General features: G+C 74.1%; 25 protein-coding genes. 8 read left to right on the top strand and 17 right to left on the bottom strand.

What is annotated here, in order from left to right; genetic code table 11:
• Positions 1 to 25: 25 nt before the first annotated feature.
• Together GQF42_RS07240 and GQF42_RS07235 are read right to left on the bottom strand one after the other, a co-directional pair.
• A complete protein-coding gene (locus GQF42_RS07240; protein WP_158918757.1) occupies positions 26 to 724 on the bottom strand; it encodes an HAD family hydrolase in 699 nt (232 codons plus the stop codon).
• 20 nt (positions 725 to 744) lie between these two features.
• The gene (locus GQF42_RS07235; protein ID WP_158918755.1) at positions 745 to 1,221 is read right to left on the bottom strand and encodes an Lrp/AsnC family transcriptional regulator; all 477 of its coding nucleotides are present in this window, start codon (positions 1,219 to 1,221) and stop codon (positions 745 to 747) included.
• Between the two features lie 228 nt (positions 1,222 to 1,449).
• Between GQF42_RS07235 and GQF42_RS07230 the strand changes: the two genes are divergently transcribed.
• Both GQF42_RS07230 and GQF42_RS07225 read left to right on the top strand, forming a co-directional pair.
• Complete coding sequence (locus tag GQF42_RS07230; protein ID WP_158918753.1) at positions 1,450 to 2,976, top strand: FUSC family protein; 1,527 nt, start codon at positions 1,450 to 1,452, stop codon at positions 2,974 to 2,976.
• A gap of 99 nt (positions 2,977 to 3,075) precedes the next feature.
• Positions 3,076 to 4,113 carry a lactonase family protein gene (locus GQF42_RS07225; RefSeq protein WP_158918751.1) on the top strand — a complete coding sequence of 346 codons (1,038 nt, stop codon included), beginning with the start codon at positions 3,076 to 3,078 and terminating at the stop codon, positions 4,111 to 4,113.
• Positions 4,114 to 4,230: 117 nt separating this feature from the next.
• Here GQF42_RS07225 and GQF42_RS07220 read toward each other — a convergent pair whose 3' ends face one another.
• The 4 genes from GQF42_RS07220 to GQF42_RS07205 all read right to left on the bottom strand — a co-directional run bounded on the left by GQF42_RS07220 (position 4,231) and on the right by GQF42_RS07205 (position 8,170).
• Positions 4,231 to 5,157: a sirohydrochlorin chelatase gene (locus GQF42_RS07220; RefSeq protein WP_158918749.1), complete on the bottom strand. Its 927-nt coding sequence runs from the start codon at positions 5,155 to 5,157 to the stop codon at positions 4,231 to 4,233.
• A 188-nt stretch (positions 5,158 to 5,345) separates the two neighbouring features.
• Complete coding sequence (locus GQF42_RS07215) at positions 5,346 to 6,320, bottom strand: N-acetylglucosamine kinase (protein ID WP_158918747.1); 975 nt, start codon at positions 6,318 to 6,320, stop codon at positions 5,346 to 5,348.
• Entirely contained in the window at positions 6,317 to 6,994 is a 678-nt protein-coding gene (locus tag GQF42_RS07210) for a uracil-DNA glycosylase (RefSeq protein ID WP_158918745.1), read from the bottom strand. The genes GQF42_RS07215 and GQF42_RS07210 overlap by 4 nt, the downstream gene beginning before the upstream one ends.
• Before the next feature lie 87 nt (positions 6,995 to 7,081).
• The gene (locus GQF42_RS07205) at positions 7,082 to 8,170 is read right to left on the bottom strand and encodes a WD40/YVTN/BNR-like repeat-containing protein (RefSeq protein WP_199272597.1); all 1,089 of its coding nucleotides are present in this window, start codon (positions 8,168 to 8,170) and stop codon (positions 7,082 to 7,084) included.
• Positions 8,171 to 8,447: 277 nt separating this feature from the next.
• On the opposite strand from GQF42_RS07205, the gene GQF42_RS07200 reads away from it, so the two are divergent.
• Positions 8,448 to 9,032 carry an Rv1733c family protein gene (locus tag GQF42_RS07200; RefSeq protein ID WP_158918743.1) on the top strand — a complete coding sequence of 195 codons (585 nt, stop codon included), beginning with the start codon at positions 8,448 to 8,450 and terminating at the stop codon, positions 9,030 to 9,032.
• Positions 9,033 to 9,093: 61 nt separating this feature from the next.
• On the opposite strand, the gene GQF42_RS07195 is transcribed toward GQF42_RS07200, so the two are convergent.
• Together GQF42_RS07195 and GQF42_RS07190 are read right to left on the bottom strand one after the other, a co-directional pair.
• A complete protein-coding gene (locus tag GQF42_RS07195; RefSeq protein WP_158918741.1) occupies positions 9,094 to 11,085 on the bottom strand; it encodes a HEAT repeat domain-containing protein in 1,992 nt (663 codons plus the stop codon).
• A gap of 146 nt (positions 11,086 to 11,231) precedes the next feature.
• Entirely contained in the window at positions 11,232 to 12,899 is a 1,668-nt protein-coding gene (locus GQF42_RS07190) for a DNA alkylation response protein (RefSeq protein ID WP_158918739.1), read from the bottom strand.
• A gap of 73 nt (positions 12,900 to 12,972) precedes the next feature.
• On the opposite strand from GQF42_RS07190, the gene GQF42_RS07185 reads away from it, so the two are divergent.
• The gene (locus tag GQF42_RS07185) at positions 12,973 to 13,731 is read left to right on the top strand and encodes a PaaX family transcriptional regulator C-terminal domain-containing protein (protein ID WP_158918737.1); all 759 of its coding nucleotides are present in this window, start codon (positions 12,973 to 12,975) and stop codon (positions 13,729 to 13,731) included.
• A 446-nt stretch (positions 13,732 to 14,177) separates the two neighbouring features.
• Here GQF42_RS07185 and GQF42_RS07180 read toward each other — a convergent pair whose 3' ends face one another.
• Entirely contained in the window at positions 14,178 to 14,384 is a 207-nt protein-coding gene (locus tag GQF42_RS07180; protein WP_158918735.1) for a hypothetical protein, read from the bottom strand.
• A 206-nt stretch (positions 14,385 to 14,590) separates the two neighbouring features.
• Positions 14,591 to 15,670: an NADH:flavin oxidoreductase/NADH oxidase gene (locus tag GQF42_RS07175; protein WP_158918733.1), complete on the bottom strand. Its 1,080-nt coding sequence runs from the start codon at positions 15,668 to 15,670 to the stop codon at positions 14,591 to 14,593.
• Positions 15,671 to 15,802: 132 nt separating this feature from the next.
• On the opposite strand from GQF42_RS07175, the gene GQF42_RS07170 reads away from it, so the two are divergent.
• A complete protein-coding gene (locus GQF42_RS07170; protein ID WP_158918731.1) occupies positions 15,803 to 16,159 on the top strand; it encodes an ArsR/SmtB family transcription factor in 357 nt (118 codons plus the stop codon).
• A gap of 36 nt (positions 16,160 to 16,195) precedes the next feature.
• On the opposite strand, the gene GQF42_RS07165 is transcribed toward GQF42_RS07170, so the two are convergent.
• The 3 genes from GQF42_RS07165 to GQF42_RS07155 all read right to left on the bottom strand — a co-directional run bounded on the left by GQF42_RS07165 (position 16,196) and on the right by GQF42_RS07155 (position 19,345).
• A complete protein-coding gene (locus GQF42_RS07165) occupies positions 16,196 to 16,354 on the bottom strand; it encodes a hypothetical protein (protein ID WP_158918729.1) in 159 nt (52 codons plus the stop codon).
• A 164-nt stretch (positions 16,355 to 16,518) separates the two neighbouring features.
• A complete protein-coding gene (locus tag GQF42_RS07160) occupies positions 16,519 to 17,892 on the bottom strand; it encodes a nucleobase:cation symporter-2 family protein (RefSeq protein WP_158918727.1) in 1,374 nt (457 codons plus the stop codon).
• Positions 17,893 to 18,016: 124 nt separating this feature from the next.
• Positions 18,017 to 19,345, bottom strand: a complete 1,329-nt coding sequence (locus tag GQF42_RS07155) for an FAD-dependent oxidoreductase (protein WP_158918725.1) — start codon at positions 19,343 to 19,345, stop codon at positions 18,017 to 18,019.
• A gap of 207 nt (positions 19,346 to 19,552) precedes the next feature.
• On the opposite strand from GQF42_RS07155, the gene GQF42_RS07150 reads away from it, so the two are divergent.
• Entirely contained in the window at positions 19,553 to 20,125 is a 573-nt protein-coding gene (locus GQF42_RS07150) for a DUF6214 family protein (protein ID WP_158918723.1), read from the top strand.
• Positions 20,126 to 20,140: 15 nt separating this feature from the next.
• Here the strand turns inward: GQF42_RS07150 and GQF42_RS07145 are convergent, their stop codons facing one another.
• The 3 genes from GQF42_RS07145 to GQF42_RS07135 form a co-directional block, all read right to left on the bottom strand.
• Positions 20,141 to 20,809: a TetR/AcrR family transcriptional regulator gene (locus GQF42_RS07145; RefSeq protein ID WP_158918721.1), complete on the bottom strand. Its 669-nt coding sequence runs from the start codon at positions 20,807 to 20,809 to the stop codon at positions 20,141 to 20,143.
• Positions 20,810 to 21,679: 870 nt separating this feature from the next.
• Complete coding sequence (locus GQF42_RS07140) at positions 21,680 to 22,615, bottom strand: M56 family metallopeptidase (RefSeq protein ID WP_158918719.1); 936 nt, start codon at positions 22,613 to 22,615, stop codon at positions 21,680 to 21,682.
• A gap of 93 nt (positions 22,616 to 22,708) precedes the next feature.
• The gene (locus tag GQF42_RS07135; protein WP_158918717.1) at positions 22,709 to 23,260 is read right to left on the bottom strand and encodes a DUF5134 domain-containing protein; all 552 of its coding nucleotides are present in this window, start codon (positions 23,258 to 23,260) and stop codon (positions 22,709 to 22,711) included.
• Between the two features lie 165 nt (positions 23,261 to 23,425).
• On the opposite strand from GQF42_RS07135, the gene GQF42_RS07130 reads away from it, so the two are divergent.
• Positions 23,426 to 25,117, top strand: a complete 1,692-nt coding sequence (locus tag GQF42_RS07130; RefSeq protein ID WP_158918715.1) for an FUSC family protein — start codon at positions 23,426 to 23,428, stop codon at positions 25,115 to 25,117.
• Positions 25,114 to 25,746 (top strand): MarR family winged helix-turn-helix transcriptional regulator, encoded by a 633-nt coding sequence (locus GQF42_RS07125; RefSeq protein ID WP_158918713.1) that lies wholly within the window; start codon positions 25,114 to 25,116, stop codon positions 25,744 to 25,746. The genes GQF42_RS07130 and GQF42_RS07125 overlap by 4 nt, the downstream gene beginning before the upstream one ends.
• 114 nt (positions 25,747 to 25,860) lie before the next feature.
• On the opposite strand, the gene GQF42_RS07120 is transcribed toward GQF42_RS07125, so the two are convergent.
• A complete protein-coding gene (locus GQF42_RS07120) occupies positions 25,861 to 26,079 on the bottom strand; it encodes a hypothetical protein (protein ID WP_158918711.1) in 219 nt (72 codons plus the stop codon).
• Positions 26,080 to 26,170 lie beyond the last annotated feature (91 nt).

The raw sequence follows: 26,170 nt of genomic DNA, 5'->3' as shown, positions 1-26,170 counted from the left end.
TCCGGACTGGCCCGTACGGGGGTGCTCAGTGCGAGCGGGCGGCCGTGTCCCGGAGCCAGGCGTACGTCCCCTGCGCCGTGAACTCCCGCTGCCCGCCCCGCAGCAGCAGGTCCGCCGTGGCGAAGCCGGGCGCGTCGGCCTGGGCCGCCACGTACGGGATCGCGATGCACCGCATCCCGGCCGCACGGGCGGCGGCGGCGCCCGGTGCCGCGTCCTCCAGGACCACGCAGTCGGCGGGGGCCGCGCCGAGCCGCCGGGCAGCCTCCAGGAAGACGCCGGGAGCGGGCTTGCCGTGCGGCACCTCCTCGGAGGACACCGCGGCGCGCAGATACGGGCCCAGACCCGTAGCCGCGAGGATCGCCTCGACCACCTCCGGGGACGACCCCGACGCGACCGCCATCGGCACCCCCTCCGCGGCCAGCAACTCCACGAACTTGCGCATCTGCGGGTAGACGACCGTCCGTTTGCGGGCGAGGTCCAGATAGCGCGGGTTCATCTCGGCGAGCAGTGTCCGTGCCGGAACGTTCAGGCCGTAGCGTTCGCGCCACAGGGCCGCCGTCTCCAGAGTGCTGACGCCGACGTAGCTGCGGTGGTCCGCCCAGGAGTAGTCCGGGACGCCGTGCTCGGCCAGGGTCCGCCGGCTCGCCTCGTAGTAGTTCGGCTCGCTGTCCACGAGCGTTCCGTCGAGATCGAAGATGACCGAGAGGGCGCCGAGGTCGCTCATGCGGTCCAGCATGCCAAGGGTCAGGCGCGGGTCGCCCGGCCCACCGACTCCACCAGCGGCAGCAGCCGGTACGGGACACGCTCGCGCAGCGCCACCTCGGTGCGGGTACGCACCACGCCCGGGAGGCTGATCAGCTTCTGGATCACGTCCTCGAGATGGGCGTTGTCCCGGCCCACCACCCGCGCGAGCAGATCCCCGCCACCGGTGATGGAGAACGCCTCCACGATCTCCGGTACGGCGGCCAGTGCGTCCCCCACGTCGTCCAGATGGCCCTGGGTGACCTCGATGTGCACGAACGCCAGCACCGGATGGCCCAGGGCGGCGGGGGAGAGCGAAGGGCTCGTGCCGGTGATCACACCGTCGCGTTCCATGCGGTCCAGCCGGGCCTGGAGCGTGCCGCGGGCCACACCGAGGACCCGGGCGTACTCGCGCACGCTGGTACGCGGCTGCTCCAGAAGCAGTCGCAGGATGCGGGTGTCGAGTTCGTCCACGGCCATGAAGGACGACTGTACCAATGGCACAGGCGCCAGCAGGCGCGCTGTACCGTCCGACCTGGTCCGTTGGTATTCCGGTGGGTCAGTCGGCAGAGAGGCTGCTGCGCCAATGGCCCAGTGATTTCGACATCACTTGAGCCAGTGACCTCCGTGATGCTCTCATGGGCATGTCGATGGCGCTGCGGAGACCCGCGGCGCCTTTTCTGTGCCGGTGTTCAGGGGAGGGCAGCAGTGCTGAAGAGGATGTTCGTGGCGCCGGACCCGGGACGGGCGCGGTTGCGCTTCGCCGCGCGGGCCGTCCTCGGCATCGGGCTGGCGGTCGTCGTCTGTTTCCTCGCCGGACAGTCCGTCGTGGGCGCGGTCACCGGCGGACTCGCCGCGCTGCTCGCCCTCTTCACCGTCGCCGACGCGACCGTGCGCGGGCAGGCGGTCACCACCGCGCTGCTGCCCGCCGTGGGCGTGCCGGTCCTCGCCGTCGCGGCCGAGCTGCACGCCTACCCCGTCGCGCGCGACCTGGCCTTCCTGGCCGTCGTCGGCGCCGGGGTGTACGCGCGCCGCTGGGGGCCGCGCGGGCACAGCCTCGGCGTGTTCGCCTTCATGACCTTCTTCGTGGCCCAGTTCGTGCACGCCACCCCGGCGCAGCTGCCCGAGCTGTACGCCGCTGTCCTGCTGTCCGTGCTCAGCGCGGCACTGGTGCGCTTCGGCGCCTGGTGCTACGAGGGCCGGCTGCCCCCGGCCGCCGCAGCCTCCCCCACTCCCGGCTCCGCTCGCGCAGGGGGACGCCCGTCGCCCGCCGACCGCATCCTGGCCCGGGTGACCACGCGGCAGGCCGTGCAGGCGACCGCGGGCGCGGGCTTCGCGCTGGCCGTGGGCCAGCTGGTGTCCGGACAGCGCTGGTACTGGGCAGTCGGCGCCACCTGGTGGGTCTTCGTCAACACCGCATCGCGCGGCGAGACGCTGGTGCGCGGCTTCCGCCGGGTCCTCGGCACGCTGCTCGGCATCGGTCTGGGCTTCCTCGTCACCGTCCCTGCGCACGGCGCGCCCGTCCCGACGGCCGTCCTGGTCGCGGTCGCCGTCTTCGGCATCTTCTACACGGCCGCCGTCTCCTACACCTGGATGATGCTCTGGGTGACCGTGCTCGCCGAATCCCTCTACGGCCTCCTCGGCGTCCTCAGCCCCGGCCTGCTCGCCCTGCGGCTGGCCGAGACCGGCGTGGGCGCGCTCGGCGCCGCGCTCGCCGTGCTGTTCGTGCTGCCGGTCACCACCCACGCCGTCACCGACGCCTGGATCCAGCGCGCCCTGCGCTGCGTCCACGCCTGCACGGCCGAGGCCGCGGACCGGCTCGCGGGTTCCGCGACGGCCGATCCGGCCCCGCGCGTGGCCGAACTGGAGCAGCTGCTCGGCCGGGTCCGGCTCGCCGTCGCCCCGCTGGTGCACCCGCTGAACCCGATGCCGGCCCGCAAACGGCGCGCCCGCCGGGTGCTCGCGCTGCTCGACGACTGTGCCCGCGAGGTGCGCGGCCTGGTGGCGGTCGCGGCCGACCCCGAGGCCTCGCACGACGCCCGGCTGGCCGCGGCCTGCTGGCGTGTGGAGGCCGCCGTCGAGGCGCTCACCGCCGGCCGCCCGGAGCCGGTCCGCGGCCCGGCCGAGCCGCCGGCCGAGCCCGCCCTGGCCCATCTGCACGGCCTGGAGCGCGCCCTCGCCGACCTCGCCGAGCCGCTGCGGGCACCGTCGGGCTCACGGCTGGTCGGTGCCTGAGCCGACGAGAAGCAGCGCATCGCCGCGCCCCTTGGTCTAGACCGGCATGATCGACTGCTACCGTCGGCCCCGGACTGGCTCGACCGAGAGGGGACAGCGGTGGCACAGGACGGCAACTCCGGCGGGCGCAGGGCGTTCATCGGGTCGTTCACGGCGGCGGGCGGACCCGGACTGGTGACCGCGCAGGTCGCGCCGGGCGGTGGCGCCCTCACGCTCGGCCCCGCCGTGAACTCCCTGCCCGACCCGTCCTACCTGGTCCTGTCGCCCGAGCAGGACACGCTCTACGCGGTCAGCGAGACGGCCGAGGGCGCCGTCGCCGCCTTCCGGGTCGGCGGCGGGCGGCCGGAACTCGCCGGGCCGCCCGTGCCGGTGGACGGCAGCGGCCCCACCCACCTCGCCCTGTACGACGGACACGTGCTGACCGCCAACTATGGCTCCGGCAGCGTCACCGCCGTACCCGTGCGTCCGGACGGAGCACTCGCCGCCAAACCCTCCGGACTGCTCCAGCACACCGGCTCCGGCCCGCACGACCGGCGCCAGCGCGGCCCGCACGCCCATCAGGTGCAGCCCGACCCGAGCGGCCGGTGGGCCGTCAGCGTCGACCTCGGCACCGACTCGGTACGGGTGTGCGCCCTCGCCGACGGCGCCCCCGTCCTGCACCGCGAGATCGCCCTGCGGCCCGGCTCCGGCCCCCGCCACCTGGCCTTCCACCCCGACGGCGAGCACGCCTACGTCGTCAACGAACTCACCCCGACGGTGACCGTCTGCCGCTGGGACGCCGGCAGCGGCTCGCTGAAGCCGCTGACCGAGGTCCCCGTGCTGCCCGGCGCCCCGGCCGGCGACGCCTATCCGTCGGGGATCGTGGTCTCGCCCGACGGCCGCTTCGTGTGGACCGCCACCCGTGGCGAGGACGTCCTGTCGGTCCTCGCCGTCACGGGCGACGGGCTGCGCCTTCTCGGCGCGGTGACCTGCGGCGGGAACTGGCCGCGCGCGCTCGCCGAGCATGCCGGCTTCCTCTACGTCGCCAACGAGCGCTCCGGCGACGTGACCTGGTTCACCGTGGACGAGGCGACGGGACTGCCCCGCTACGACGGCTCGGTGCCGGTCCCGGCGGCCTCCTGCGTGGTCTTCGGCTGAACCCCCGGCAGACGCCGGCAGGAAGGCCCGCAGACGCGGCGGAGCACGACGAAAGGCCCGCTCCGGGGTGGGGAGCGGGCCCTGGGTGGTACGGGAACCGTCGGGTTCCGGCGCGGGTCAGCGGACCGGCGTACCCTGCGGCTGCTGCGGGGCGATGCCCAGTGCCGTCGTGTACTTGGCAAGGGCGAGCTTGCCGATCGCCGGGTACGCGCCGAGCGGCTCGGCCGTGGCGCAGCCCGCCTCTTCGGCAGCCGCCGCCAGCAGCCCCGGGTCGATCTCCGGGCCGACCAGATACGGCGCCAGGGCCAGTTGCTGCGAGCCCGAGGAGCGCAGCTGCTCGGCGACGGAGGAGATCGCACCCTCCTGGTCCAGGGCCGCCGCCATCACCGGCACGGCCAGGCGCGCGGCGAGCAGCATGCCGGTGATCCCGGCCGCCTGCACGGCCTCGTCGCCGCCCACGGAGGCCAGGATGATGCCGTCCGCGGCGGTGGCCACGGTGAACAGCCGGGCGCGGTCGGCGCGGGCCAGCCCCGCCTCGGACAGCCGCACGTGCAGCGCCTCGGCGAGCAGCGGGTGCGGACCGAGGGCATCGGTCAGTTCGGCCGCGACCCGGCTGTCCATCACGGACTGACGGATCTGGCGCAGCAGAGCGCTGTCCGGACCGGCCAGCAGCGGCACGACGACGGCGACCGGGCCGTCGGGCTCCTTGATCCCTTCGACACCGGCGGCGACGGCCTGCTCATAGCGAGCGGTGCGCTCCTCGGCGGCGCGTGCCAGCACGGACCGGAGCGTGGGGAACTCGGCGTCGTCCCCGTCCAGGTACCCGATCCGGGCGTCCAGGCCGGGAAGCTCGGAGCGCGCGATGCTCACGACCTCCTCGGCGAGGCCGCGGGTGGCAGTGCTGGGCGCACCGGGCACCGCGAGGACGAGCGCGGGCGCGCCCTCGGGAGCCACCAGCGGTTCCGGGCGGCGGTGCCGTCCGGGCTGGCGGGGTCGCGGCATTCGTACTGGCAGGCCGGACGCGGGTCCAGTGGGGGAGCTCATGGCGCCGCATGTTACTGGCTTCGAGGGTTCCTCCGTTCGGGGAGGGTGCAGGTGAGCGGTTTCCGTCCGTATTTGTCTGATGAGTTACGTACGCGGGACACGTGTTCCGGGCACGTGCCGGGAACATGGGCCTACAAGGGGGACAATCCGCTTTTACGGGGATCCTGATACCGTCGCCTGCAGTGTCCTCAATCCCCGTGTCCGGCGACGACGTAGAGCATCGTCGGTTCATCCGGCAGGGTGAGCCGGCCGGCCGCCAGGTCGGTCGCGATCCGCACCGAGCCGTCCAGGGGATCGCCTTCGGCGGGCACCTGCCGCGCGTGCGGCACCCTGCTCGCCAACTCCTCGCCCAGCGGTACGAGGAGAGGATCGCCCATGCGGAACAGGCCGCCGGTGAGCGCAACTTCGGGCCTCCCGTCCGCCGGGCACACCGCGGCGGCGGAGTCGGCCATGTGCCGGGCCGCCGCACGCAGGATGCCCGCGGCCACCGGGTCGTGCGCGGCGCACGCGGCAACCCGGGGCGCGAACGAGGCCAGTACGGCGGGCCGGTCGGAGCGCGGGTAGAGCCTGCCCGGCAGTGCGCGCACCGGGCCGAACTGCTCCTGCGCACCGGCCAGCAGGGGCGCGGAGCCACCGTCGCGGCCGTCGTGGGCGCGCAGTGCCGCCTCCAGGCCGGCCCGTCCGATCCAGGCGCCGCTGCCGCAGTCGCCGAGCAGATGACCCCACCCGTCGGCCCGCCGCCAGCCGGTGAGGTCGGTGCCGACCGCGATCAACCCGGTGCCGGCCGCGAGCACCGCGCCCGGACGTGGCCCGAGGGCGCCGACGTAGGCGGTGACGGCGTCGGCCGCGAGCGCCACCTGTCGCACCCCCAGCTCCCGGGCGAGCGCGCCCGGCAGTTCGGCGCGCAGGGCGTCGCCCAGCGTGGCGAACCCGGCGGCGCCGACGACGGCCGTGCGCACACCGGTCAGCCCCGCCTCCGCAGCCGCCGCACGGGCCAGCGGCAGCAGTTCCGCCAGCAGATGAGCGGGGTCGATGCCCCGCGTGCCCGTGCGCACCGGCTCCCGTGACTCCCGGCGGGCCGCCGGAGCCCGCCCAGGGACACCGACGACGACCCGGAGGCCGGAGCCTCCCGAGTCGACCGCCAGGTAGCCGGCACCGGTCACGGCAGGCGCCAGTCCACCGGCTGTCCGCCCTGCTGGACCAACAGGTCGTTGGCCCGGCTGAAGGGACGCGAGCCGAAGAAGCCGCGGTCGGCCGACATCGGCGAGGGATGCGCGGACTCCACCGCCGGCAGACTGCCCAGCAGCGGACGCAGGTTCCGGGCGTCCCGCCCCCACAGCACGGACACCAGCGGCTTGCCGCGCGCCGCAAGGGCCCGGATCGCCTGCTCGGTGACCTCCTCCCAGCCCTTGCCGCGATGGGCGCCGGGGCTGCGCGGGGCCGTGGTCAGCGCCCTGTTGAGCAGCAGGACACCCTGCTGAGTCCAGGGGGTGAGATCGCCGTTGGACGGCTGGGCCAGCCCCAGGTCGGTGTTCAGCTCACGGAAGATGTTGATCAGGCTCGGTGGCAGCGGGCGTACCTCGGGCGCGACCGAGAACGACAGGCCCACCGCATGCCCGGGGGTCGGATAGGGGTCCTGACCGACGATCAGGACCCGTACGTCGTCGAAGGGTTGCTGGAAGGCCCGCAGGACATGGGGTCCGGCCGGGAGGTAGGTGCGTCCCGCGCCGATCTCCGCGCGCAGGAAGTCGCCCATCTGTGCGATCCGCCCGGCGACGGGTTCGAGGGCCTTCGCCCAGCCCGGTTCGACGATTTCATGCAAGGGTCGTGGTGCCACGGGCGTCACCCTACTGCCGTACACGGGCCGGTGATCAACCGATGGCCGCAGCACGACGCGCGGGCCCCATCGCCCGGCTTGCGCGGTTCAGGCGATCACCGCCGCCCGCACGCACAGCACGTCCGGCAGGTGCGAGGCCAACTGCTGCCAGCTGTCGCCGTCGTCGGCCGAGGCGAACACCTCGCCGTTGCGGTTGCCGAAGTACACACCGGCCGGGTCGGCGTCGTCGGTGCCCAGGGCGTCCCGCAGGACCGTGCCGTAGTGGTCCTCTGCCGGCAGTCCCTTGGTCAGCGGCTCCCAGGTGCGGCCCGCGTCCGTGGTACGGAAGACCCGGCAGCGGTGCTCGGCGGGCACCCGGTCCGCGTCGGCGTTGATCGGGAAGACGTATGCCGTGTCGCCCCGGTGCGGATGGGCGGCCACCGCGAAGCCGAACGTGGACGGCAGATCCGCGCCGATGTCGGTCCAGCGTCCGCCCGCGTCGTCGCTGCGGTACACCCCCCAGTGGTTCTGCAGGTACAGCCGGTCCGGGTCGGCGGCGTCCTTGGCGATCTTGTGGACGCACTGGCCGAACTCCGGGTTCGGATCCGGCAGGAACACCGCCGACACACCGGAGTTGGACGGCTTCCAGTGGGCGCCGCCGTCGGTGGTGCGGAACACTCCTGCCGTCGAGACGGCCACGGTCACCGCTTTCGGATCGCGGGCGTCGGTGACCACGGTGTGCAGACCCTCACCGCCGCCGCCGGGCACCCACTGGGCGCGCGTGGGATGCTCCCACAGCGGGCGGACCAGCTCGAAGCGCTCACCGCGGTCCGTCGAACGGTACAGCGCCGCAGGTTCCGTGCCCGCGTAGATCACGTCCGGCTCGGCAGCGGCCGGATGCAGCTGCCAGACGCGCTCGAGTGAAGCGCCGGTGTCCTTGGGGAACTTGACGGCCGGCTGCGCAGGCTCGGTCCAGCTGCGGCCGAGGTCGTCCGAGTGGAAGACCGACGGGCCCCAGTGCGCGCTGTCTCCGCCCGCCAGCAGCCGGGGCCGGTTCCCCCGGGTGTCGATGGCGACCGAGTACACCGCCTGAGCGTTGAAATACGGGCTGTCGTCGAACTCCCAGGCCCCACCACCTTTTCGCCGCCCGATGAACAGGCCTTTGCGGGTGCCCACCGCCAGCAGAACCTCGGTCATGCCGATCACCTCCGGGACGCCGTTGTCCGGGTAGTCGTCAGATATCGGCCAGTCTGCACCCCACCACTGACACTCTCCCCCCAAGTCGGTGTTTGCACAGGTCACGGCGGTGCCGTCGACCTGCGGCGGAGATCGGCCGGATGCGTTCCGGCATGTGCCTGCGCGAGCGGGGTGTCTCGTGCGACCGTCGGGAAGACGGCTCGTCGTGAGCAATGGAGCGGTCTTCCGCGTATGGGAGGACGGTCCGGCCGGTCGGTGCGCTCGTGAGGAGGATGCCTTGAAGGCGTTCCGTGGTCCCAAGGTGTGGCTGTGGCGCTGGCGGCGCAACCCGCTCAAACGCCGGGCCGACGTGGTGGAGGCCTGGGTGGTGCTCGGTGCGTGGCTGCTCACCGTCGTCGTCGGTGTGCTGGGCGGTCTTGCGGCGGCCCGGTCGGTCGAGGACGGCCTGGCCCGGGAGCGTGCCGCCTCGCGACTCGTCGTGGCCCGGGTCGCGGCAACGGCCCCTGGCGCGCCCTCCACACGCGGCCACGCAGCCTCGGGTGAACGGGTGTGGGCCGAGGTGAGCTGGACGGCCGCCGGCGGTTCCACCCACACCGCTCGGGTCCGGGTGGAGCCCGGGAGCAGGCCCGGCACCCCGGTCACCGTCTGGACCGACCCCCAGGACCGTCTCGTCAGCCGGCCCACCTCCGCCGCCGAGGCCGCCTTCCGGGGCACCCTCATCGGCGTACTGGTGGGAGTGAGCGCCGCGGCCGTCCCCTTCGTCGGCGGCCTCGCACTGAGCGGCCGACTGGAGCGCCGCCGGACGGAGGCCTGGGACGCGGAATGGGCAAGGCTCGGACCGCAATGGGGACGGATGGTCTGACGCACCGGCAACAGCCCGAGGGCGGGGCCGGTGGTCCCGCGGGGGCGCCGGTATCTGCCGCCTACATCTCCGCCAGCAGCTCCCGGCACGCGCTCAGCAGTGCCTCGTCCTCCGGGATGTCCCGGCGCGCGGTGCTGCTCGCGCGGGTCAGGTGGTGCAGATGGCGGCGCGGGGCGGCCAGTTCCGATGTCACCAGGTCCCGGAGGGGAGCTGCGGCCGGGCCCATCGTCGTCAGGCACCGGGCGATCGAGCCGCGGCTGTGCGGGTCCTCCGCCCAGGCCGACCGGAACACGGGCAGGACCGGCTCCGGATCCGCGTCGATGCGCCACAGCGCGCACGCGGCCGACGTCCGTTGCCGTATCCGCCCCGCGCGGGCGGCCCGGCGCAGAGCGGGCAGGGCGGGCCGGGCGGCCGGACCGAGTCCGCCCAGCCGCCCGGCGGCCAGACACCGACGCGCCGGGTCGCCCTGGGTCAACTCCCGCAGCAGAACGGGGAGTACGGCCCCGGCGTCCCCGTCGGCCGACCAGAGGGAGCCGGCTGCGGTGGCCGCGTGGCGGGTGGGCAGGAGCGCTCGCAGGAGCGGCACCGCCCGCGCGCTGGCGCCCAGCGTCTCCAGCGTGTCGAGGGCCTGATCCACGATCTCCTCCCGCGCCCCCAGGCCGTCGGGGGTTCCCGAGAGCAGCCGCAGTACCTCCGGGACCGCGTCCGCGTCCCGGCCGGCCCTGACCGCTGCCAGCAGCGGAGCGGCGAGCCGGGCGGCGGCGGGTGAGGCCAGTGGGATGCGGCCGAGCCGGTGCCGTATCGCCGGGGCGAGCGGGGCCGCGGCAGTGCCCAGGTGGGCCAGTTCGAACCCCAGGTCCACGGGCGCGGCCGGACCGGCCAGGAGCTGGGCCAGGGCCGGGAGTGCGCGGGGATCACCGCTCCTGGTCAGCGCCCTCAGCGGGCCGCCCAGTGCGGGGGAGCCACGCTCCCAGCGGTGCGTCCACAGGTCGGGCCGGGCACACACCAGCGCGTACAGGTCCCCGGCGGCGGGCGCGGCCAGTGCGAACAGCTCCGCCAGGACCGCGACCGCCGCGTCCCGCAACGGGTCCTGTTCCACGCTCAGTTGGCCGCCGAGCAGCCCGACGGGCACCGTGTGATCGCCGCGCCAGCCGCGCAGCAGCGCGCCCGCCATCCACACCGCATTGCACCGGTCCACCGGGTCCGGACTGGTCAACTGCCCGGTCAGCAGGGCGATCCGGTCGCTCACCCGGTCGTCGAGCGCTGTGTGCAGGGCGCGCAGCAGGTTGGCGCCCTCCTCGTCGGAGGGGCGCAGCCGCCGAATCCGCCCCACGAGGGTGTCGCTGCCGGAGGGCTCGGCGGCCCGGGCGCGGTACGCGGACCGCTCCCGCAGCAGCTCGACCGCCGTCGGCACCAGCCCGGCCGGAAGCCGGGCGGGGGCGGTGAGCGCGAGCTGGCCGAGGGCGGCGAGCCGCAGTCCGGCCTCGTACGGCGGTCCGCTCTGCTCGGCCAGGAGGGCCACCGCGGCATCGGCGTGTGCGGGGTGCCGGCGGACGAACAGGCCGAGCGCCTCGGTGAGCGCGAACAGGACAGGGCCGTCCCGCTCGACCCGCAGCCGCTGCCGTAGCAGTCCCAGCGCGCGCCCCGGCTCGGCCAGGAAGTGCACCAGGGCTCCGGTCGACGCTCCGCGCACCGCCGGATCGGCGTCCCCGGCCAGCGGGACGAAGACCTCGGCGCCGGCGGACACCGCATCACGCGCGCGGGTGTCCCCGTTCGTGCTCTCCATGCCGATCGCGACCAGCAGTTCCACGATGCCGGCACGGTCCGGCAGCTCCGTGCGCGCCACGAGCGAGAGCAGGAAGGGCACGCAGGCCAGCGTCGAGTCGTACACCCGGCCCTCGTGGCGCAGCGCGCCGTACATCCCGTCGAGCGCGCTCGTCCGCTCGGCGGTGTCCGCGGACGCCAGCGCCCGCAGCCATCCGGGCATGTCCCGTGCGCTGCCGTGGGCATGCTGTAGCGAGGCCCAGTCCACCTCGTCGATCCCCGTGAACACGTTGTCCTCCCCAGACGAGTGCCACCTGATCGCGAGTGTGCACCACGGCACTGACAACGGTCCGGAATCACGCCCTGACTGTGTGCGATCCGTCGGCTGTCACCGGCCACGCACGCGCGTGGCCCGCACCCGCCCGGGGAGAGGGGTCAGTTCAGGCCGGGCAGGGCCCGCTCGAGGATCGCGTCGAGACCGGTCCCGGAGGACAGTGTGCCGAACGCGTGCCCCCAGTCGCCGCCCAGCCTGCTCGCGCAGAAGGCGTCCGCGACCGGCTGCGGTGCGTGCCGGACCAGCAGCGAGGCCTGGAGGGCGAGCGCCATCCGCTCGACCAGCCGACGGGCGCCCATCAGGTCGGTTTCGGCCAACTGGCTCTTGAGCGCGGCCACCGCTGCGTCCAGCCGGGCGTCCGCTCCGCGCGCGAGGGCGAGTTCGGCGAACAGGGCCTCGGCGGTGTCCTGTTCGCGGCCGAGGGCGCGCAGCACGTCGAGTGCGTTGACGTTCCCCGAGCCCTCCCAGATCGACAGCAGCGGGGCTTCCCGGTAGTGCCGGGGCATGCCGGAATCCTCGACGTAGCCGTTGCCGCCCAGGCATTCCAGGGCCTCCGCGGTGAACGCCGGGCCGCGCTTGGTCACCCAGTACTTGCCCACGGCGGTGGCGATCCGCCGGAAGGCGCGCTCCCCGGCGTCCCCGCGCACCGCCCGGTCGGCCGCACCGGCCAGCCGCAGGGCGAGCGTCGTCGCCGCCTCCGACTCCAGCGCGAGATCGGCCAGGACGTTGCGCATCAGGGGCTGGTCGATGAGCCGGGCGCCGAACGCACTGCGGTGCCGGGCGTGGTGCCCCGCCTCGACCAGCGTCTTGCGCATCAGGGTCGCCGTGGACATCACACAGTCCAGGCGAGTGCAGTTGACCATCTCGATGATGGTCTTCACACCGCGTCCCTCCGGCCCCACCAGCCAGGCCACCGTCCGGTCGAACTCCGGCTCGGAGGAGGCGTTGGAGCGGTTGCCCAACTTGTCCTTCAGGCGCTGGATGCGGAAGGTGTTGCGGCTGCCGTCCGGCAGCAGGCGGGGCACCAGGAAGCACGACAGCCCGCCCGGGGCCTGCGCCAGCACCAGGAAGACGTCGCACATCGGCGCCGACGTGAACCACTTGTGCCCGCGCAGCGTGTACACGCCGGGCTCCCCGCTGGGCGTGGCCACGGTGGTGTTCGTCCGCACGTCCGAGCCACCCTGCTTCTCGGTCATGCCCATCCCGGCGAGCAGCCCCGGCTTCTCGGTCGGCACACGCAGCTCCGGGTCGTACTCCCGGCTGGTGAGCAGTGGTTCGTACACCTTGGCGAGGTCCGGCTGGGCGCGCAGCGCGGGGACGGCGGCGTACGTCATCGAGGTCGGGCAGCCGTGCCCGGCCTCCGTGTGCCCCCACACCAGTCCGCCCGCGGTACGGGCCACATGGGCGCCGGGCCGCTCGTCCGCCCACGGGGCGCCCGCCAGACCCTCGGCCACCGCCGTGCGCATCAGGTGGTGCCAGCTGGGGTGGAAGTCGACCTCGTCGATCCGGTGGCCGTAGCGGTCGTGGGTGCGCAGCACCGGCTCGTGCCGGTTGGCCAGTTCGCCCCACTCCTGCGCCTCGGCGCTGCCGGCGCGCGCCCCCAGCAGCCGGATGCCGTCCTCGGCCCACCCGGCGCCCTCCCGGCGCAGCCCCTCCAGCAGGGCCGGGTCGTCGGAGGCGTCGTAGGGAGCCAGGGGCGGGGCCTGATTGGTGACGTCGTGCGTGGCGTACTGCGGCTGGGACGGCGACTGCGCGGGCATCGAGACCATACCGCCATGTTGCACTCTTCCTGCGACCGTAGCAATATCGCAACAAGATGCGGTGCCCGTACAGTACGTGCCCATGCGCATGAACGTGTCGGCCGAGCCGGAGGAGGCGGACCTGCGGCCGCTGTCCGCGCGGTCGGTCGTGCTGAGCCTGCTCCTCGGGGCGCACCCGCCGGAGCTTCCGGTGAAGGACCTGGTCGGGCTGGTGGAACCCTTCGGCGTGGGCGGCTCCACGCTGCGGGCCGCGCTCAGCCGGATGGTGGCCGCCGGGGACCTGCGGCGCACGGACGCCGTCTACCGGCTCAGCGACCGGCTGCTGGGCCGTCAGCGGCGCCAGGACGAGGCGCTGCGTCCCGCCACGCGCGCGTGGGACGGCGACTGGGAGATGGTGGTGATCACGGCGACGGGCCGCGGACCCGCCGAACGCGCCGATCTGCGCACCCGGTTGACCGCCCTGCGCCTGGCCGAACTCCGCGAGGGCGTGTGGCTGCGCCCGGCCAACCTCGACCGTCCGCTCCCGGCCGACCTGCACCGCATCGCCCTGACGTGCACCGCCCGGCCCGAGGAGTCCGCGCACGACCTGGTCGCCCGGCTCTGGCCGCTGGGCACCTGGGCCGCCACCGCGCGCGCACTGCTCGCGCACACGGCGGCCGACCGGAGCCCGGCGGACCGTTTCACCGCGTACGCCGCGACCGTACGACACCTGCTCACGGACCCCGTGCTGCCCCCCGGGCTGCTGCCCGCCGACTGGCCGGGGGAGACCCTGCGCACGGCCTACGCCCGCTACCAGCGGGAGCTGACCGCGTCAGTGGGCCGAAGAGAGCGCGCTGCATGAGGGCGACACTCCTCGAAGCCTCGCCCAGCCCTGCCGTTCGCCCCCGCTGCTCGCAGGGACGGCGGCACGGGCCGGGTCCGGCCACGGGGAGTGGCAGGGGCCTTCGCCGGGCAGCGGCCCGGGTGGGCGGAGCCGACGGGTTCGGGACGGGGCCGGAGGTTGCCCGGCGGACGATGGCATGGCCCCATCGCGGCGCGACGGCGTTCGGGGCGTGACCGCGCCGGTGGAACGGCCGGGCCACCGGCGCGCTCCTTCGTCGGGGGCATCCCGTCCGTGCAGGTTAGGGCAGACAGGGTCGGCCGTCGGCCGCCTGGCCGGCGAGGTCGACCGAGGCCCGCGCGAACCCCTCGGCAGCGCCTGCCCGTTGGGCCTCCGCCAGGACCGTGTGCAGCTCCTCGACGGCCGTCGGCGCGCGGCCCTTCTTGTCCTGCCGGCCATCAGCATGCTCAGGTGGCGTCCTGGAGCCGTGCCACGGGCACGGCCTCGAGCGCCCGCTCCACCGTGGCTTCCTCGATCGGCCCCAGCGCCGCTCGTACCGCCTCGAGGGCCTGGTCGTGGTCGTCGGCCGGGGACCGCGCCGCCTCGTCGGCCGCCCCGCCCGCGCGACCGTCTCCTGCTGCCTGCGCCCCATCCGCCCTCCCCGTCGCCCGCACCTCCTTCCATCCGTCCGGATCCGGGGCGTGCGTGCGGGGCGTGGAACGGCGGGCGGGAGCACGGCGGCCGGAGCCGCTGGGGGCGGCTCCCGGCCTGTGCCGTTGCCCGTCCCGGCCGGAACGGGGCTGAGCAGCGCGGATGCCGACCCGACCGGAGCAGGCGGTCGGCCGGGCCCGTGCCGACCGGTGCCGGCGGCAGGCCGGGCTCAGACCGACCGGAGGTACTGGTTCGGCACGGTGACCTCGCCGCCCAGCTCGCGGGCCGCGTGCCGGGCCCAGGACGGGTTGCGCAGCAGCTCGCGGCCCAGCAGGACGGCATCGGCCTCGCCGTTGGTGACGATCTTCTCGGCCTGCTCGGCCTCGGTGATCAGTCCCACGGCGGCGACGGGCAGGGGAGTCTCGGTCTTGACCCGGGCGGCGAACGGCACCTGGTAGCCGGGCCTGACCGGAATGGTGACGCCTGAGGCGTTGCCACCGGTGGAGACGTCGAGCAGGTCGACACCGTGGGCATGTAGATCGCGGGCGAAGCGGACCGTGTCCTCGGTGGTCCAGCCGCCGTCCTGCAGCCAGTCCGTGGCCGAGATGCGGAAGAACAGCGGCTTGCTCTCGGGCCACACCTCCCGTACGGCGTCCACGACCTCGAGGGCGAACCGGGTGCGGTTCTCGTACGAGCCGCCGTAGGCGTCGGTGCGCCGGTTGGAGTGCGGGGAGAGGAACTCGTTGATCAGGTAGCCGTGGGCGCCGTGGATCTCGGCGATCTCGAAGCCGGCGGCGAGCGCGCGGCCTGCCGCGGCGGCGAACTGGCCGATGATCTCTCGGATCTGGTCCATCGTCATCTCCGTGGGCACGGGATGGCGCTCGTCGAAGGGCACCGCGCTCGGGGCGAGCGCCTGCCAGCCGGGCGCCTGCGGACCGATCGGCGCACCGCCCTTCCAGGGCCGCTCGGTCGACGACTTGCGACCGCCGTGCCCCAACTGGATCCCCGGCACCGCGCCCTGGGTGGTGAGGAAGCCGGTGATCCGGCGGAAGGCCTCCACCTGGGTGTCGTTCCACAGGCCGAGGTCGTAGGGGGAGATCCGGCCCTCCGGCGAGACCGCGGTGGCCTCCACGATGATCAGGCCGGTGCCGCCCGTGGCACGCGCCCCGTAGTGCGCGAGATGCCAGTCGAGCGGGGCACCGGTGAGCGGCCCCTCCGGCTCGGCCGAGTACTGGCACATCGGGGGCATCCACACCCGGTTCGGGATGGTCACTTCACGCAGGGTGATGGGCTCGAAGAGCGCGCTCACGACGGACTCCATTCGTCACGTACCGCTGGTCGACTTGTACGGTAACCCTCGTACTACGAGACCTGTCAAACTACGAAGTCTCTCGTACAATGGGTTCCCGTCGACGACATCCGTGACCGAAGGGCAGTCGCCGTGACCGAGACCGCCACCGCCGGCCGTGCTCTGCCGCACCCGGAGCGGTCGGAGATCCGCCTGGAGGCCGTGCTGCATGCTCTCTCCGATCCGCTGCGACTGCAGATCGTGCGCGAACTGGCCGCCCGGAATACAGAGTTGACCTGCTCGCAGTTCGACCTTCCGGTGACCAAGTCCACCAGCACGCACCACTTCAGGGTGCTGCGCGAGAGCGGGGTCGTCCGCCAGGTCTACCGGGGCACGGCCAAGATGAACGGCCTGCGCCGGGAGGATCTGGACAGCCTCTTCCCGGGGCTGCTCGACAGCCTTCTCGCCGCCGCCGGCCGGCAGTGTCTGCGCCTCGGCGAGGGCGCCTGAAGCACCCGGCTCGCGACGCCCCGGTGAACCCTGGTGTCAGCGCCGCCGCCGTGCGCGGGCCGGCTCGAAGCGGGCGGCCCGGTGGGCGGTCCGGTCCAGGCAGGCCGTCCGCGCCCGGCCTCCGGTACGGCCGTGGGCTCCCGCGGAGGAGAGGTGGTCGAGGGCGCCCGGGACGACCTGGGCTCCGCCACCCATGTCACCGACCGGGTCATCAGCGACCGGCAGCTGCTGCTCGCGCGACGGCGCCAGGCGGCAGCGAACCCGCGCCCGCGATCCTCGTCAGACTCCCGGCATCGGCAATGGCATCGGCATCGGCATCGGTGACGGCGCGTCGTGTCCTGGGCAGCCGTGGCAACGGCTCATCGCCACCGACGGCGGGCCGCCCCGTCGGCGGTGGCGGCGCAGGCCGGACCTGCCGTGTCCGAACCCGCCCTCGCCGGAAGGTGGTTGAAGACCAGGTTCAGCACGACGGCGGACACACAGCCCGCGCTGATGCCGCTGTTCATCACCGTCTGGAACCAGTCGGGGAACCTGCCGTAGACGGTCGGCACGCCCACCGGCAGCATGCCGATCGCCACCGAAACGGCCACCACGGTCAGGTTGTTGTTGCCGTGGAAGTCCACCCCCGCCAGGGTCCGCAGCCCGCTCGCCGCGACCGTACCGAACATCACCAGACCGGCGCCGCCCAGCACCGGCTCCGGGACGGCCGCGACCACCGCGCCCAGCTTGGGCAACAGGCCCAGCAGTACCAGGATCCCGCCGGCCGCCGCGACCACCCAGCGGCTGCGCACCCGCGTCATGCCGACCAGGCCCACGTTCTGCGCGTACGCCGTGTACGGAAAGGTGTTGAACACCCCGCCGAGCACCGTCGACAGACCGTCCGCGCGCAGCCCGTCGGCGAGGGAACGCGGTTCCACCGTTCGCCCGGTCAGCTCGCCGACGGCGATCAGATCACCGGTCGTCTCGGTCATCGTCACCAGCGCCACCACCAGCATGGACACGATCGCGGACCCGTGGAACGCCGGCGCCCCGAAGTGGAACGGCGTACTGATGCCCACCCAGTCCGCGCCCCGGACCCCGCTGAAGTTCGCGAACCCGAACGGCACCGCGACCGCCAGACCCACCACGATCCCGGTCAGGACGGCGATCCTGGCGAGGAAGGCGGGCGCGAACCGCTGCACGGCCAGGACCACCAGCAGCACGAAGGCCGCCAGCGCCAGGTTCTTCGGCTCTCCGAAGTCCTTCGCACCGGCGCCGCCCGCCGCCCAGTTGCCCGCCACCGGCAGCAGCGAGACCCCGATGATCAGGATCACCGTGCCGGTCACCAGCGGCGGGAAGAACCGCAGCAGCCTGCCGAAGACCGGCGCGAGCAGCATGATCGCCAGCCCCGCGACGATCACCGCGCCGTAGACCGCGGGCAGCCCGCCGCCCTTGGTCCCGATCAGCACCATCGGCGAGACGGCCGCGAACGTACAGCCCTGCATGATCGGCAGCCGCACACCGAAGCGCCAGAAGCCGACGCACTGGACGAGCGTGGCGACACCACACACCAGCAGGTCGGCGGTGATCAGATACGCCAGGTCGGCGGCCGACAGCTTCATCGCGCCGCCCACGATCAGCGGCACGGCGACCGCGCCCGCGTACATCGCGAGCACGTGCTGCAGCCCGAAGGCGGCCAGCTGTCGTACCGGGAGTATCTCGTCGACGGGGTGCACGTCTGCGGTGGTGGCCATGGGTTCTCCAGCGGCGGCGGGCGGGGCATCCGAACAGGACGAGACCGTAAGTGCCTTGAACGGTTTGTTGATTTCCGAACGGTTGCCGGTGTGTGTCCTCCCCGCCCGGAAACCGGCGACCCTGCTACGCCGACCGCGCCGCCCCCAGCAGCGCGTCCCAGTCGGCCAGCTTGACCACGCTGCGCCCGAGCTGTGCGCCGAGCGCGGCCTCGGCCCGCTCGATCGCCAGCCAGCCGTGCCACGGCACGGGTTCGACGCCCGCCGCCCGCAGTGCCGTCAACGGATCCTCGGGCACCTGCGCGGCTGCGAGCGCGGGCGCGTCCGCGAGCAGGGAGACCGCCGTCTCCTTGGCGCACGGCCTGTTCGTGCCGATGACACCCGTCGGCCCGCGCTTGATCCACCCGGCGACGTACTCGCCCGGCGAGACGACGCCGTCGCGCAGGACGCGGCCCTCGTGGTGCGGCACGGTGCCGCTCGCCGTGTCGAACGGCAGCCCCTCCAGCGGTACTCCGCGATAGCCCACCGAGCGCAGCACCAGCTGGGCCGGCACCTCCTCGTACCGGCCGGTGCCCGTCACCCCGCCGTTCCCGTCCGGTGCCGTCCGCTCGAAGCGCACGCCGGCCACCCGGCCGTCGCGCTCGAGCAGTTCCACGGGCCGCAGGAAGAAGCGCAGCCGGATCCGGCGGGCCGCCTGCCGGGGCGGTGCGGCCGCCCAGCCGCGCAGCACCTCCACGTTGCGCCGCTGGACGGCCGTCAGTGCGTCGGGCGCGGTCGCGGCCAACTCGGCTTCCTGCACGATCACTTCGGTGTCGGGCACGGTGCCCAGCTCGCGCAGTTCCTTGGTGGTGAAGCGGGCCTGCGCCGGACCACGCCGGCCCACCATGTGCACGTCGGTGATCCCGCTCGCGATCAGCGTGTCCAGGGCCGCCTGCGGGATGTCCGTCGGCTGCAGTTCCGGGGCGCTGCGGACCAGCATCCGGGCCACGTCCACCGCCACATTGCCCACGCCGATGACGACGGCCGAGTGCACGCCGTGCAGACAGCCCGCGTCGACCGCGTCCGGATGGGCGCTGTACCAGGCCACGAAGTCGGTCGCCGACCAGCTGCCCGGCAGCTCCTCGCCGGGGATGCCGAGCCGGCGGTCGGCGGCGGCGCCGACGCAGTACACCACCGCGTGGTACAGCTGCCGCAGCCGCTCCACCGGCAGCCCGTCCGGACCGCCCACCCGGACCCCGCCGAGGAACCGCACCCGCTCATGCTCCAGCACCCCGCGGAGGTTGCCCTGCAGGGACTTGATCTTCTCGTGGTCCGGGGCGACGCCGTAGCGGACCAGGCCGTACGGACACGGCAGCCGGTCCAGGACGTCCACGTGCACCCCTGGATCCTGCTGGACCAGGCTCTGGGCGGTGTAACACCCGCTCGGCCCCGAACCGACGACGGCGACACGCAGCACAGCGCTACTCCTTGCCCGAAGGAGGGGTGCGGACGTTTCCAGCATGGCACCGCCGGGCCCGTGACGGCAGGGGCCGGCGGGGTGAAACGGACGCGTGTCCGTTCGTATGGAGTGTGATCATGCGGTTACGTTGCGTGCGTGCTGGAAGCATCCTTGCTTGATCTTTCCGCTCTCAATCTTTCCGAGCGGAATGCGGAGGACGGTGCGGTGTCCGTGTGGCCCGCGTGGGAGGTGCGCGAGCACGGCGGCACCTTGTCCTGGTTTCACGTCCGGCTGGCCTTCCCCGACGGCGCCGGGGTCGACGCCCTGGCCGTGGTGTGCGGGGGGCACGTCTCCATCGAGGACGTCCGGGCCGAGCCCGCCCTGTCCCTCGCCGACCTGACGGCACTGGCGGACTGGATCCAGGGCCCGCTGTTCGCGTCGTGCGGGGTGGCGGAGCAGGAGCAGGAGCAGGAGCAGGTCGAGGGTATGGCCCAGCGGCCGTGCGGAGCGGACGAGCGGAGCGAGGGCGAGCGCGCGGACGAGCGCCGGCCGGATGCCGACGGCGGGACGGGGAGCGGCCTTTGCGCGGGGGCGCGGCGCGCACGGCCGACCTGGCCGCGTGGCGTCGAGGGGCGCCGGTGGGTCGCCCGGGAGTACCGCGCCGCGCAGGAGGAGGGCGCCGATCCGGTGCTCGCCGTGATGAGTGCGACCGGGCACAGCCGCCGCCGCTCCCTCAGGCTGATCGCCCGGGCGCGGGACGCGGGGTTCCTGACGGCACGTCACGCACGCCGTGCCTAGCGGGAGTTGTCCGTCTCAGGCGCGATCCGACCGTTCCTCCGTAGCGAAGAACCGGGACAGGTCCTGATCCCGGGTGGCGGCGGACGGCTCGTTCTCCGGCGGCATTCCCAGTGACCAGTCGAGCCCGTACCGGCGGAACAGTTCGGCCCGCAGCACCGCGGTGGGCATCGGCGCCCCCGGCATCAGCGCCGCGTAGACCGCCCCCATCAGCAGTGCCCGCAGCCTGGGGTAGTCGGCCGAGACGTTGTGCGAGCCGTACCGGGCGACGGTGTCCCCGAGCAGCTCGCTCAGCCGCTGCTGTTCCGGGCACTGTACGAGGCCCTCGGCCTGGAGCAGTCCGGCCATGTGCTGGCGCATGAGCACGGGCTGGTCGCGGGCGAGGCCCAGGATCGCGTCGATGGCGCGGGCCAGCCGCTCCCGGCCGTCCTCGATGCGCGGCTCGCGCTCCAGTGCCTCCTCCAGGGTGCGGTGCATCAGCCGGTGCACGGCGGACTGCACCAGCTGGCGTTTTCCCGGGAAGTAGTACGACACCAGACCGCGTGCGGAACCGGCCCGGTCCGCGATGTCGCCCAGGGTGGTGGCCTCGAACCCGTGCTCGCCGACCAGCTCCACGGCTGCCTGCAGCAGCCGCTCCCGGGAACGTCGCCGCAACTCTTCATTGACCGAGGCGCTGCGCGGGGACATTCTGTAACTCCTGCGTTGACTGGCTGCCAGCCAACTATACTCATCGCAGGGGACGTCGCCTTGCGCGGGGTCCGTCCAGGGCTGCCGTCCGTCTGGGGCGACGCGGGGGATCGTCTCAGACGGACGGTGCGTGGGCGAGCCTTTTGCCCTGCGGGAGCGGCCTTCTGCGCGTAGCGGTCTTCGGCGGCGCGCGGAACCCCCGCAGCTGTCGCACACCGGGCGCTCCCTTCTCGCAGTGGACACCGGCGCCCAGCCGGGCAGGCGGGTCGGCATGGAGCAGGACCGGCGGATCCTGGGCAGGAGCACGCGGACGGCCGAGGGCGCGCGAACTCGACCGGTGCCGGGGCCTGTTGGACCGGCGCCGGGCGGGTAGGGGGACCATGCGGCAGGGGTCATGTGCCGCTCGTACAGGGCGTCGTACAGCCCCGCACCGGGCAGCGGCACCCGCCTGGCCATGCCCGTGCAGGCGGCCCGGTGCAGCTCTGCGCTCTCGTCCCGCACCGCCCGGACCTCCGCGAGGTCCGCCGCTCGCTCGACCCGCTTCGCCCCGCCCGGCAGCGCCCCGGCCGCCTCCAACGCCCTTGCCTCCTCCTCGAGTCGGGGTTCGGGCAGGGCGTGCCCGGACGCGTCATGGGCCGCGCGCAGCCAGGACCCGGCTGACCCGACGCGGAACAGCGTCCCGGAGAAGTCGAACAACACGGCCCCTCAAGCCTGCGGCTCTGCCGGGGCCGGTGTGCGGGTGAACGTGTGCGGAGGGATCGGGGCCGCCGCCGGGCGCACGACCCTCCATCGGTCCGTGCGTCGCCGGTGGGGCGAGGTGCATCGCGCGAGCCTCGCCGGTCGGCCGGGGGCGGTCACCGGCGTGAGGGCTCAGCCGAGCACCCGCAGCGCCGGTACCAGGGTCACCAGCACCGGGATCACCGGTACCAGGGCCGCCAGGGCCGTCAGTCGGAGCCGGTGCAGGGCGGGCAGCCGGTCCGGGGCGGTGAGCAGGCGGTGGACCCGTTGCGGGACATGGGCGTGCGGGGTGGGGGAGGGGCCGAACACGCCCCGTTCCTCGTTGAGTTCGACCAGGGCAAGCGCGGTCGTCAGTCGGCCGAAGCGCCGGGAGGCCGTGTCGTCGGCGGCCAGCTCGACCAGCCGGTGCATCTCGCCCCGGAACGCGGCGAACACCGGCACCTGCGGGAAACCGCCGGCCAGCGCGGCCGAGCTGTGCCGCAGCCAGTCGTGCCGGGCCTGGGCGTGGCCCTGCTCGTGCGCGAGGAGCGCATCCAGCTGACGCCCCTTGAGGCGGCGCAGCGCGGCCGTGGTGATGACGAGCCGGGGCGCCGTACCGGGAAGCCACCAGGCGTCGGGACGCTCGCCCTCGAGCACCACCAGACGACCGTGCGCCTGCTCCTCGCCGGGCAACAGCGGTGCGCGTACGAGGAGTTCGGTCCGCCGGGCGCGCCGCCGCGCTCGGGACCGTACGATCTCGCGCACCAGCATCGCTAGGCTCCACAGGCCGCCCGAGGCGAGCAGTACGGCCGTCGGCGCGGCCCACGGCCCGGCCTTGCCGAGTGCGTACGCGTCCACGACCGCGTGCGGCGCCGCGGCGAACACGTTCCCGCGCACCGCCTCCCAGGCCGCGGCCGCGCTGAGCGTCATCGACAGCGCGCAGCACAGCAGGACGGCCGCCACGACGCACTGCCACGCCCAGAGTGCGACGACCGGTTCGCGGTCCACCCAGTCGGCCCGGGCGAGCAGCCGGGGACCGACGACGGCGGTCAGGGCGCCGAGCAGCAGCAGTGCCACGGGGACCATCATGGACAGCACCCTATGAGCGCCGGGCCGCTCACCGTACGGTCCATGACGCCGAAGTGACGCAGACAACGCTCCCGGCGGCCCCGTCCGCGCCGTTCACATGGCGAGCAGCATGGCGACCATGCCGATCCCCATCGACAGCCGGCACACCCGGGCCAGCTCCGGGCGGTCCCCCCAGCGCACGGGCCCGGACCCGGCCACCGCGACCGCGGCGGGCACGAGACGGGCGCCGGAGTGCAGCACGTACCCCGTGAAGTACACGAGGAGGGCGCCGGTCAGCGGCGGCACTCCCAGGCCGCCGTGCTCGTGGTGCGCGCCGGGCGGGGCCGCGGCCATCGCCGCCGACATATAGACCATCGCGGCCGTGCCCACCAGATGGTGCAGATGGTGGGGGGTGCTGCGGGCCGACCACAGCGCGCGCAGCGCCGCCGCCCCGAAGACGGCCGCGTACAGCGGCCACGCCCATCGCGGCGGGGTGAAGACCGCCGCCGGTACGGCCATCACGGCCATGCCGAAGCCCATCAGCGCCTCGCCGCCCGCGGCCCGGCGCTGCTCCTGGACTGCGCTGCGCATCCGCAGCAGGCAGTAGGCCCCGGTCGCCGCGCACAGCGCGACCAGCAGCCAGGCCGCCGGTACCGGTCCGTGCACGCGCACCCCCCCGCTCGACGGTCGGTCCAGGGATGCGATGCCCATGCCGGACGGAGCGCACGCGAGCGCAAGGGTGTACACGGGGAGCACTCGGCAGAGCACGGCAGGTGAGCGAAGCAGGAAAGCAATTCATTTACTAGTAAAACACATGCTAAATTAGTGGTCATGAGCAGTGCGATCCCCTACCGACTTCCCCTCGCCGGGGTGCTCCGTCTCGGGCGGCCCTCCGACATCTGGTTCAAGCCCGCGCTGAGCGTCGTCGCCGCGGTCGCCCCGCCCAACCTGATCCTGCTGGCGCTCGGCCGCCTCGACCTCGCCATGTACACGATGGCCGGATCCCTGTGCGCGCTGTACGGCCACAACCGGCCCTACGCCGCCCGGGCCCGCCTCCTCGCCCGGGTGGTGCTCGGCATGGTCGCCGGTCTCGCCGTCGCGCTGCTCGCCGCGTCGCTCACCACCGACGCCGTCGTCCTGGTCACCATTGGCGCGGTCATGGCCGCCGTGCAGAAGGCCGTGTGCGACGCCACCCGGCTAGGCCCGCCCGCCAACGTGGTCCTGACCTTCATCAGCTCCGCCTCGCTGTTCGCTCCGCAGAGTCTCGGTCAGGTCCCGGGACATCTGGGGCTGGCCCTGGCCGCGGGCGCCTGGGCCTGGCTGGTCGGCATGGCGCCCGGGCTGCTGCGCCCGCACGGTCCGGAACGGCGCGCCACCGCCCAGGCCCTGAACGCCGCCGCCGTGTACGCCGCCACCCGAGGCACCGCAGACGGACACGCCAGGGCGCGCACGGCGAGTGCCGCCGCCATCCACGCCGCCTGGCAGTCGCTGCTCGCCGCCGGGACCCGCCCCGACCGCTCCCGGCGCGCCCTCGAGCAGCTCCTGGTCCGCGCCGAGGTCGCCCTCGCGGCCCCCGCCGACTGCGACCCCGCCCGGCTGCGTGCCTGGGCCCGCGAACTGCGCGGCACCGGCCGCATACCGCGGGTCGCGAACCCGCGCGCGTCCGCCGACGAACTCCTCGGTATCGATGTCGAACCGGCCCAGCCGTCAAGGCGGTTGCGGCAGCGGCTCGCCCCCCTCGCACCGATCGCCGTGCGCACCGCGATCGGCTGCGCCCTCGCCGGCTACGCCTCCCTCGCGCTCGGCGTCGGCCGCCCGTACTGGGCCCTGGTCACAGCGGCCTCGCTCTACCAGGCCAACGTCACCCTCACCTGGAGCCGGGGTGTCCAGCGGGTCGTCGGCAACCTCCTCGGCGTGCTCGCCTTCGCGGCCCTCGCCCCGCTCGCCCATCTCCACCCGGCCGTCCTGGTGCTGTGCTGCCTCGCCCTCAACTTCGGTGCCGAGGCGCTGATCGGCCGCAACTACTGGCTCGGCAGCGTCTGCGTGACCCCGATGGCCCTGCTCATCACCGAGTTCGCCCACGCCCAGGACCCGGGGCGGCTGATGACCGAGCGGGCCCTGGACACCCTCGTCGGCGCACTGGTCGGCTTCGTCGCCGCCGTCGCGGTGACCAACCGGCGCGCGGGCGACCGCCTGGAACAGGCCCTGACCACGGCGGAACGCGCCCGCGAGAACACCGCCCGGCTGCTGGCCGAGCCGCACCCGGCATCCACCGCCCTGGAATCCGCCCGCCGCACCCTGGCCGGCGCCCTGGCCGAGCTGCGCGCCACGGCGGACGCCGCAGCCGGCGAATGGTGGCAGCGCGCCCTGCCCGAGGAGCGGGTCGTGCTCGCAGAGCAGGGCGGACACCGTACGCTCGCGGCGACGGTACGACGGCAGGGGTTCGTACCGCCAAACGACGAGGACCAGACCCGGGACCGGTGGCAGGACCCCGGCAGGGCGACGGAGGGCATACGGCCATGACGGCGAGGAACGGCGGACCGGCGCCCGCGGACGACACGGCGGACACGGTGCCGGGCGGCGCAGCGCAGCGCAACGGCCCCGGCTCCGGGACCGGTACGGCCAAGGACGCGGCCCCCGGCACCGCCCCGGACGACACCGTCGCCGCCGTCGTCCGGCAGTGGCAGGCCGTACACCCCCAGCTGGACACCGGGCCCATGGAGGTCATCGGCCGGATCAACCGCTGCGCCGCCCTGCTCCAGCAGGCCGAGGACGCGCCCCTGCGCCGCGCCGGTCTCAGCCGCCCGGAGTTCGACCTGCTCGGCGCACTGCGCCGCACCGGGCACGAGCTGACCCCTGGGGAGCTGGCCCGCGAGACCTTCTCCTCCGGGGCCGCCGTCACCAAGCGGCTCAAGCAGCTGACCGAACGCGGTCTGGTCGAGCGACGCGGCGACACCCGCGACCGCCGTGTGGCCCACCTCCGGCTCACCGACGCCGGCCGTGCCCTGGTCGACGGCATCCTGCCCGAACAACTCGCCTACGAGACCGCCGTCCTGTCCGTCCTGACCCCTGGTGGCCAGGCCGAACTCGCCGGACAGCTGGGGGAGTTGCTCGGCCGTCTGGAGGGCCGCACGGGCGCGCTCAGGACCTAGGCCGGCCGTCACCTTCCCGGCTGCCCCGCGGCGCCTGGCACCGTCCGACCCCTCGGCCCCGCAAGGGGGTCCGCGCGGACGATCTCCCGCGCCGGCCGGTCAGGACGCGCCCGCCTACTGCGCCTTCCCCGAGCGCACCAGATCCTCCAGCGCCCGCCCCACCCCCTCGACCGGGGCGAAGCTGCGGCGGGCGTGCACCCACAGGACGTCGAGCCGGTCCGTGCGCAGCCGCAGGCTCTCCTCGACCGGCTGCGCCAGGTTCTCGGATCCGTTCCGAACCCGGACGTGCAGTTGTTCGCCTTGCCGGCGAAGTTCCCGCCCGCGTCGGCACACGCGTCGACGCCCCGGGCACCGAGGTCCCGATCGGTCGGAGTGCGCGCGAAGGCAAGCCGTCCGGCGCGCGGCCCGCGCCGGACCGCCCCGC

This window comes from Streptomyces broussonetiae (assembly GCF_009796285.1).
Taxonomy (GTDB): domain Bacteria; phylum Actinomycetota; class Actinomycetes; order Streptomycetales; family Streptomycetaceae; genus Streptomyces; species Streptomyces broussonetiae.
Note: the sequence above shows the minus strand (reverse complement) of the source record. Positions and strands in the feature narration are given on the sequence as shown.

What these genes read in the sequence shown, in the direction of transcription:
- GQF42_RS07240 (WP_158918757.1), bottom strand. Translation starts at nt 724, where the DNA reads ATGAGCGACCTCGGCGCCCTCTCGGTCATCTTCGATCTCGACGGAACG.
- GQF42_RS07235 (WP_158918755.1), bottom strand. Translation starts at nt 1,221, where the DNA reads ATGGCCGTGGACGAACTCGACACCCGCATCCTGCGACTGCTTCTGGAG.
- GQF42_RS07220 (WP_158918749.1), bottom strand. Translation starts at nt 5,157, where the DNA reads ATGAGCTCCCCCACTGGACCCGCGTCCGGCCTGCCAGTACGAATGCCG.
- GQF42_RS07205 (WP_199272597.1), bottom strand. Translation starts at nt 8,170, where the DNA reads ATGACCGAGGTTCTGCTGGCGGTGGGCACCCGCAAAGGCCTGTTCATC.
- GQF42_RS07190 (WP_158918739.1), bottom strand. Translation starts at nt 12,899, where the DNA reads ATGGTCTCGATGCCCGCGCAGTCGCCGTCCCAGCCGCAGTACGCCACG.
- GQF42_RS07185 (WP_158918737.1), top strand. Translation starts at nt 12,973, where the DNA reads ATGCGCATGAACGTGTCGGCCGAGCCGGAGGAGGCGGACCTGCGGCCG.
- GQF42_RS07165 (WP_158918729.1), bottom strand. Translation starts at nt 16,354, where the DNA reads ATGGGTGGCGGAGCCCAGGTCGTCCCGGGCGCCCTCGACCACCTCTCC.
- GQF42_RS07160 (WP_158918727.1), bottom strand. Translation starts at nt 17,892, where the DNA reads ATGGCCACCACCGCAGACGTGCACCCCGTCGACGAGATACTCCCGGTA.
- GQF42_RS07145 (WP_158918721.1), bottom strand. Translation starts at nt 20,809, where the DNA reads ATGTCCCCGCGCAGCGCCTCGGTCAATGAAGAGTTGCGGCGACGTTCC.
- GQF42_RS07140 (WP_158918719.1), bottom strand. Translation starts at nt 22,615, where the DNA reads ATGATGGTCCCCGTGGCACTGCTGCTGCTCGGCGCCCTGACCGCCGTC.
- GQF42_RS07130 (WP_158918715.1), top strand. Translation starts at nt 23,426, where the DNA reads ATGAGCAGTGCGATCCCCTACCGACTTCCCCTCGCCGGGGTGCTCCGT.
- GQF42_RS07125 (WP_158918713.1), top strand. Translation starts at nt 25,114, where the DNA reads ATGACGGCGAGGAACGGCGGACCGGCGCCCGCGGACGACACGGCGGAC.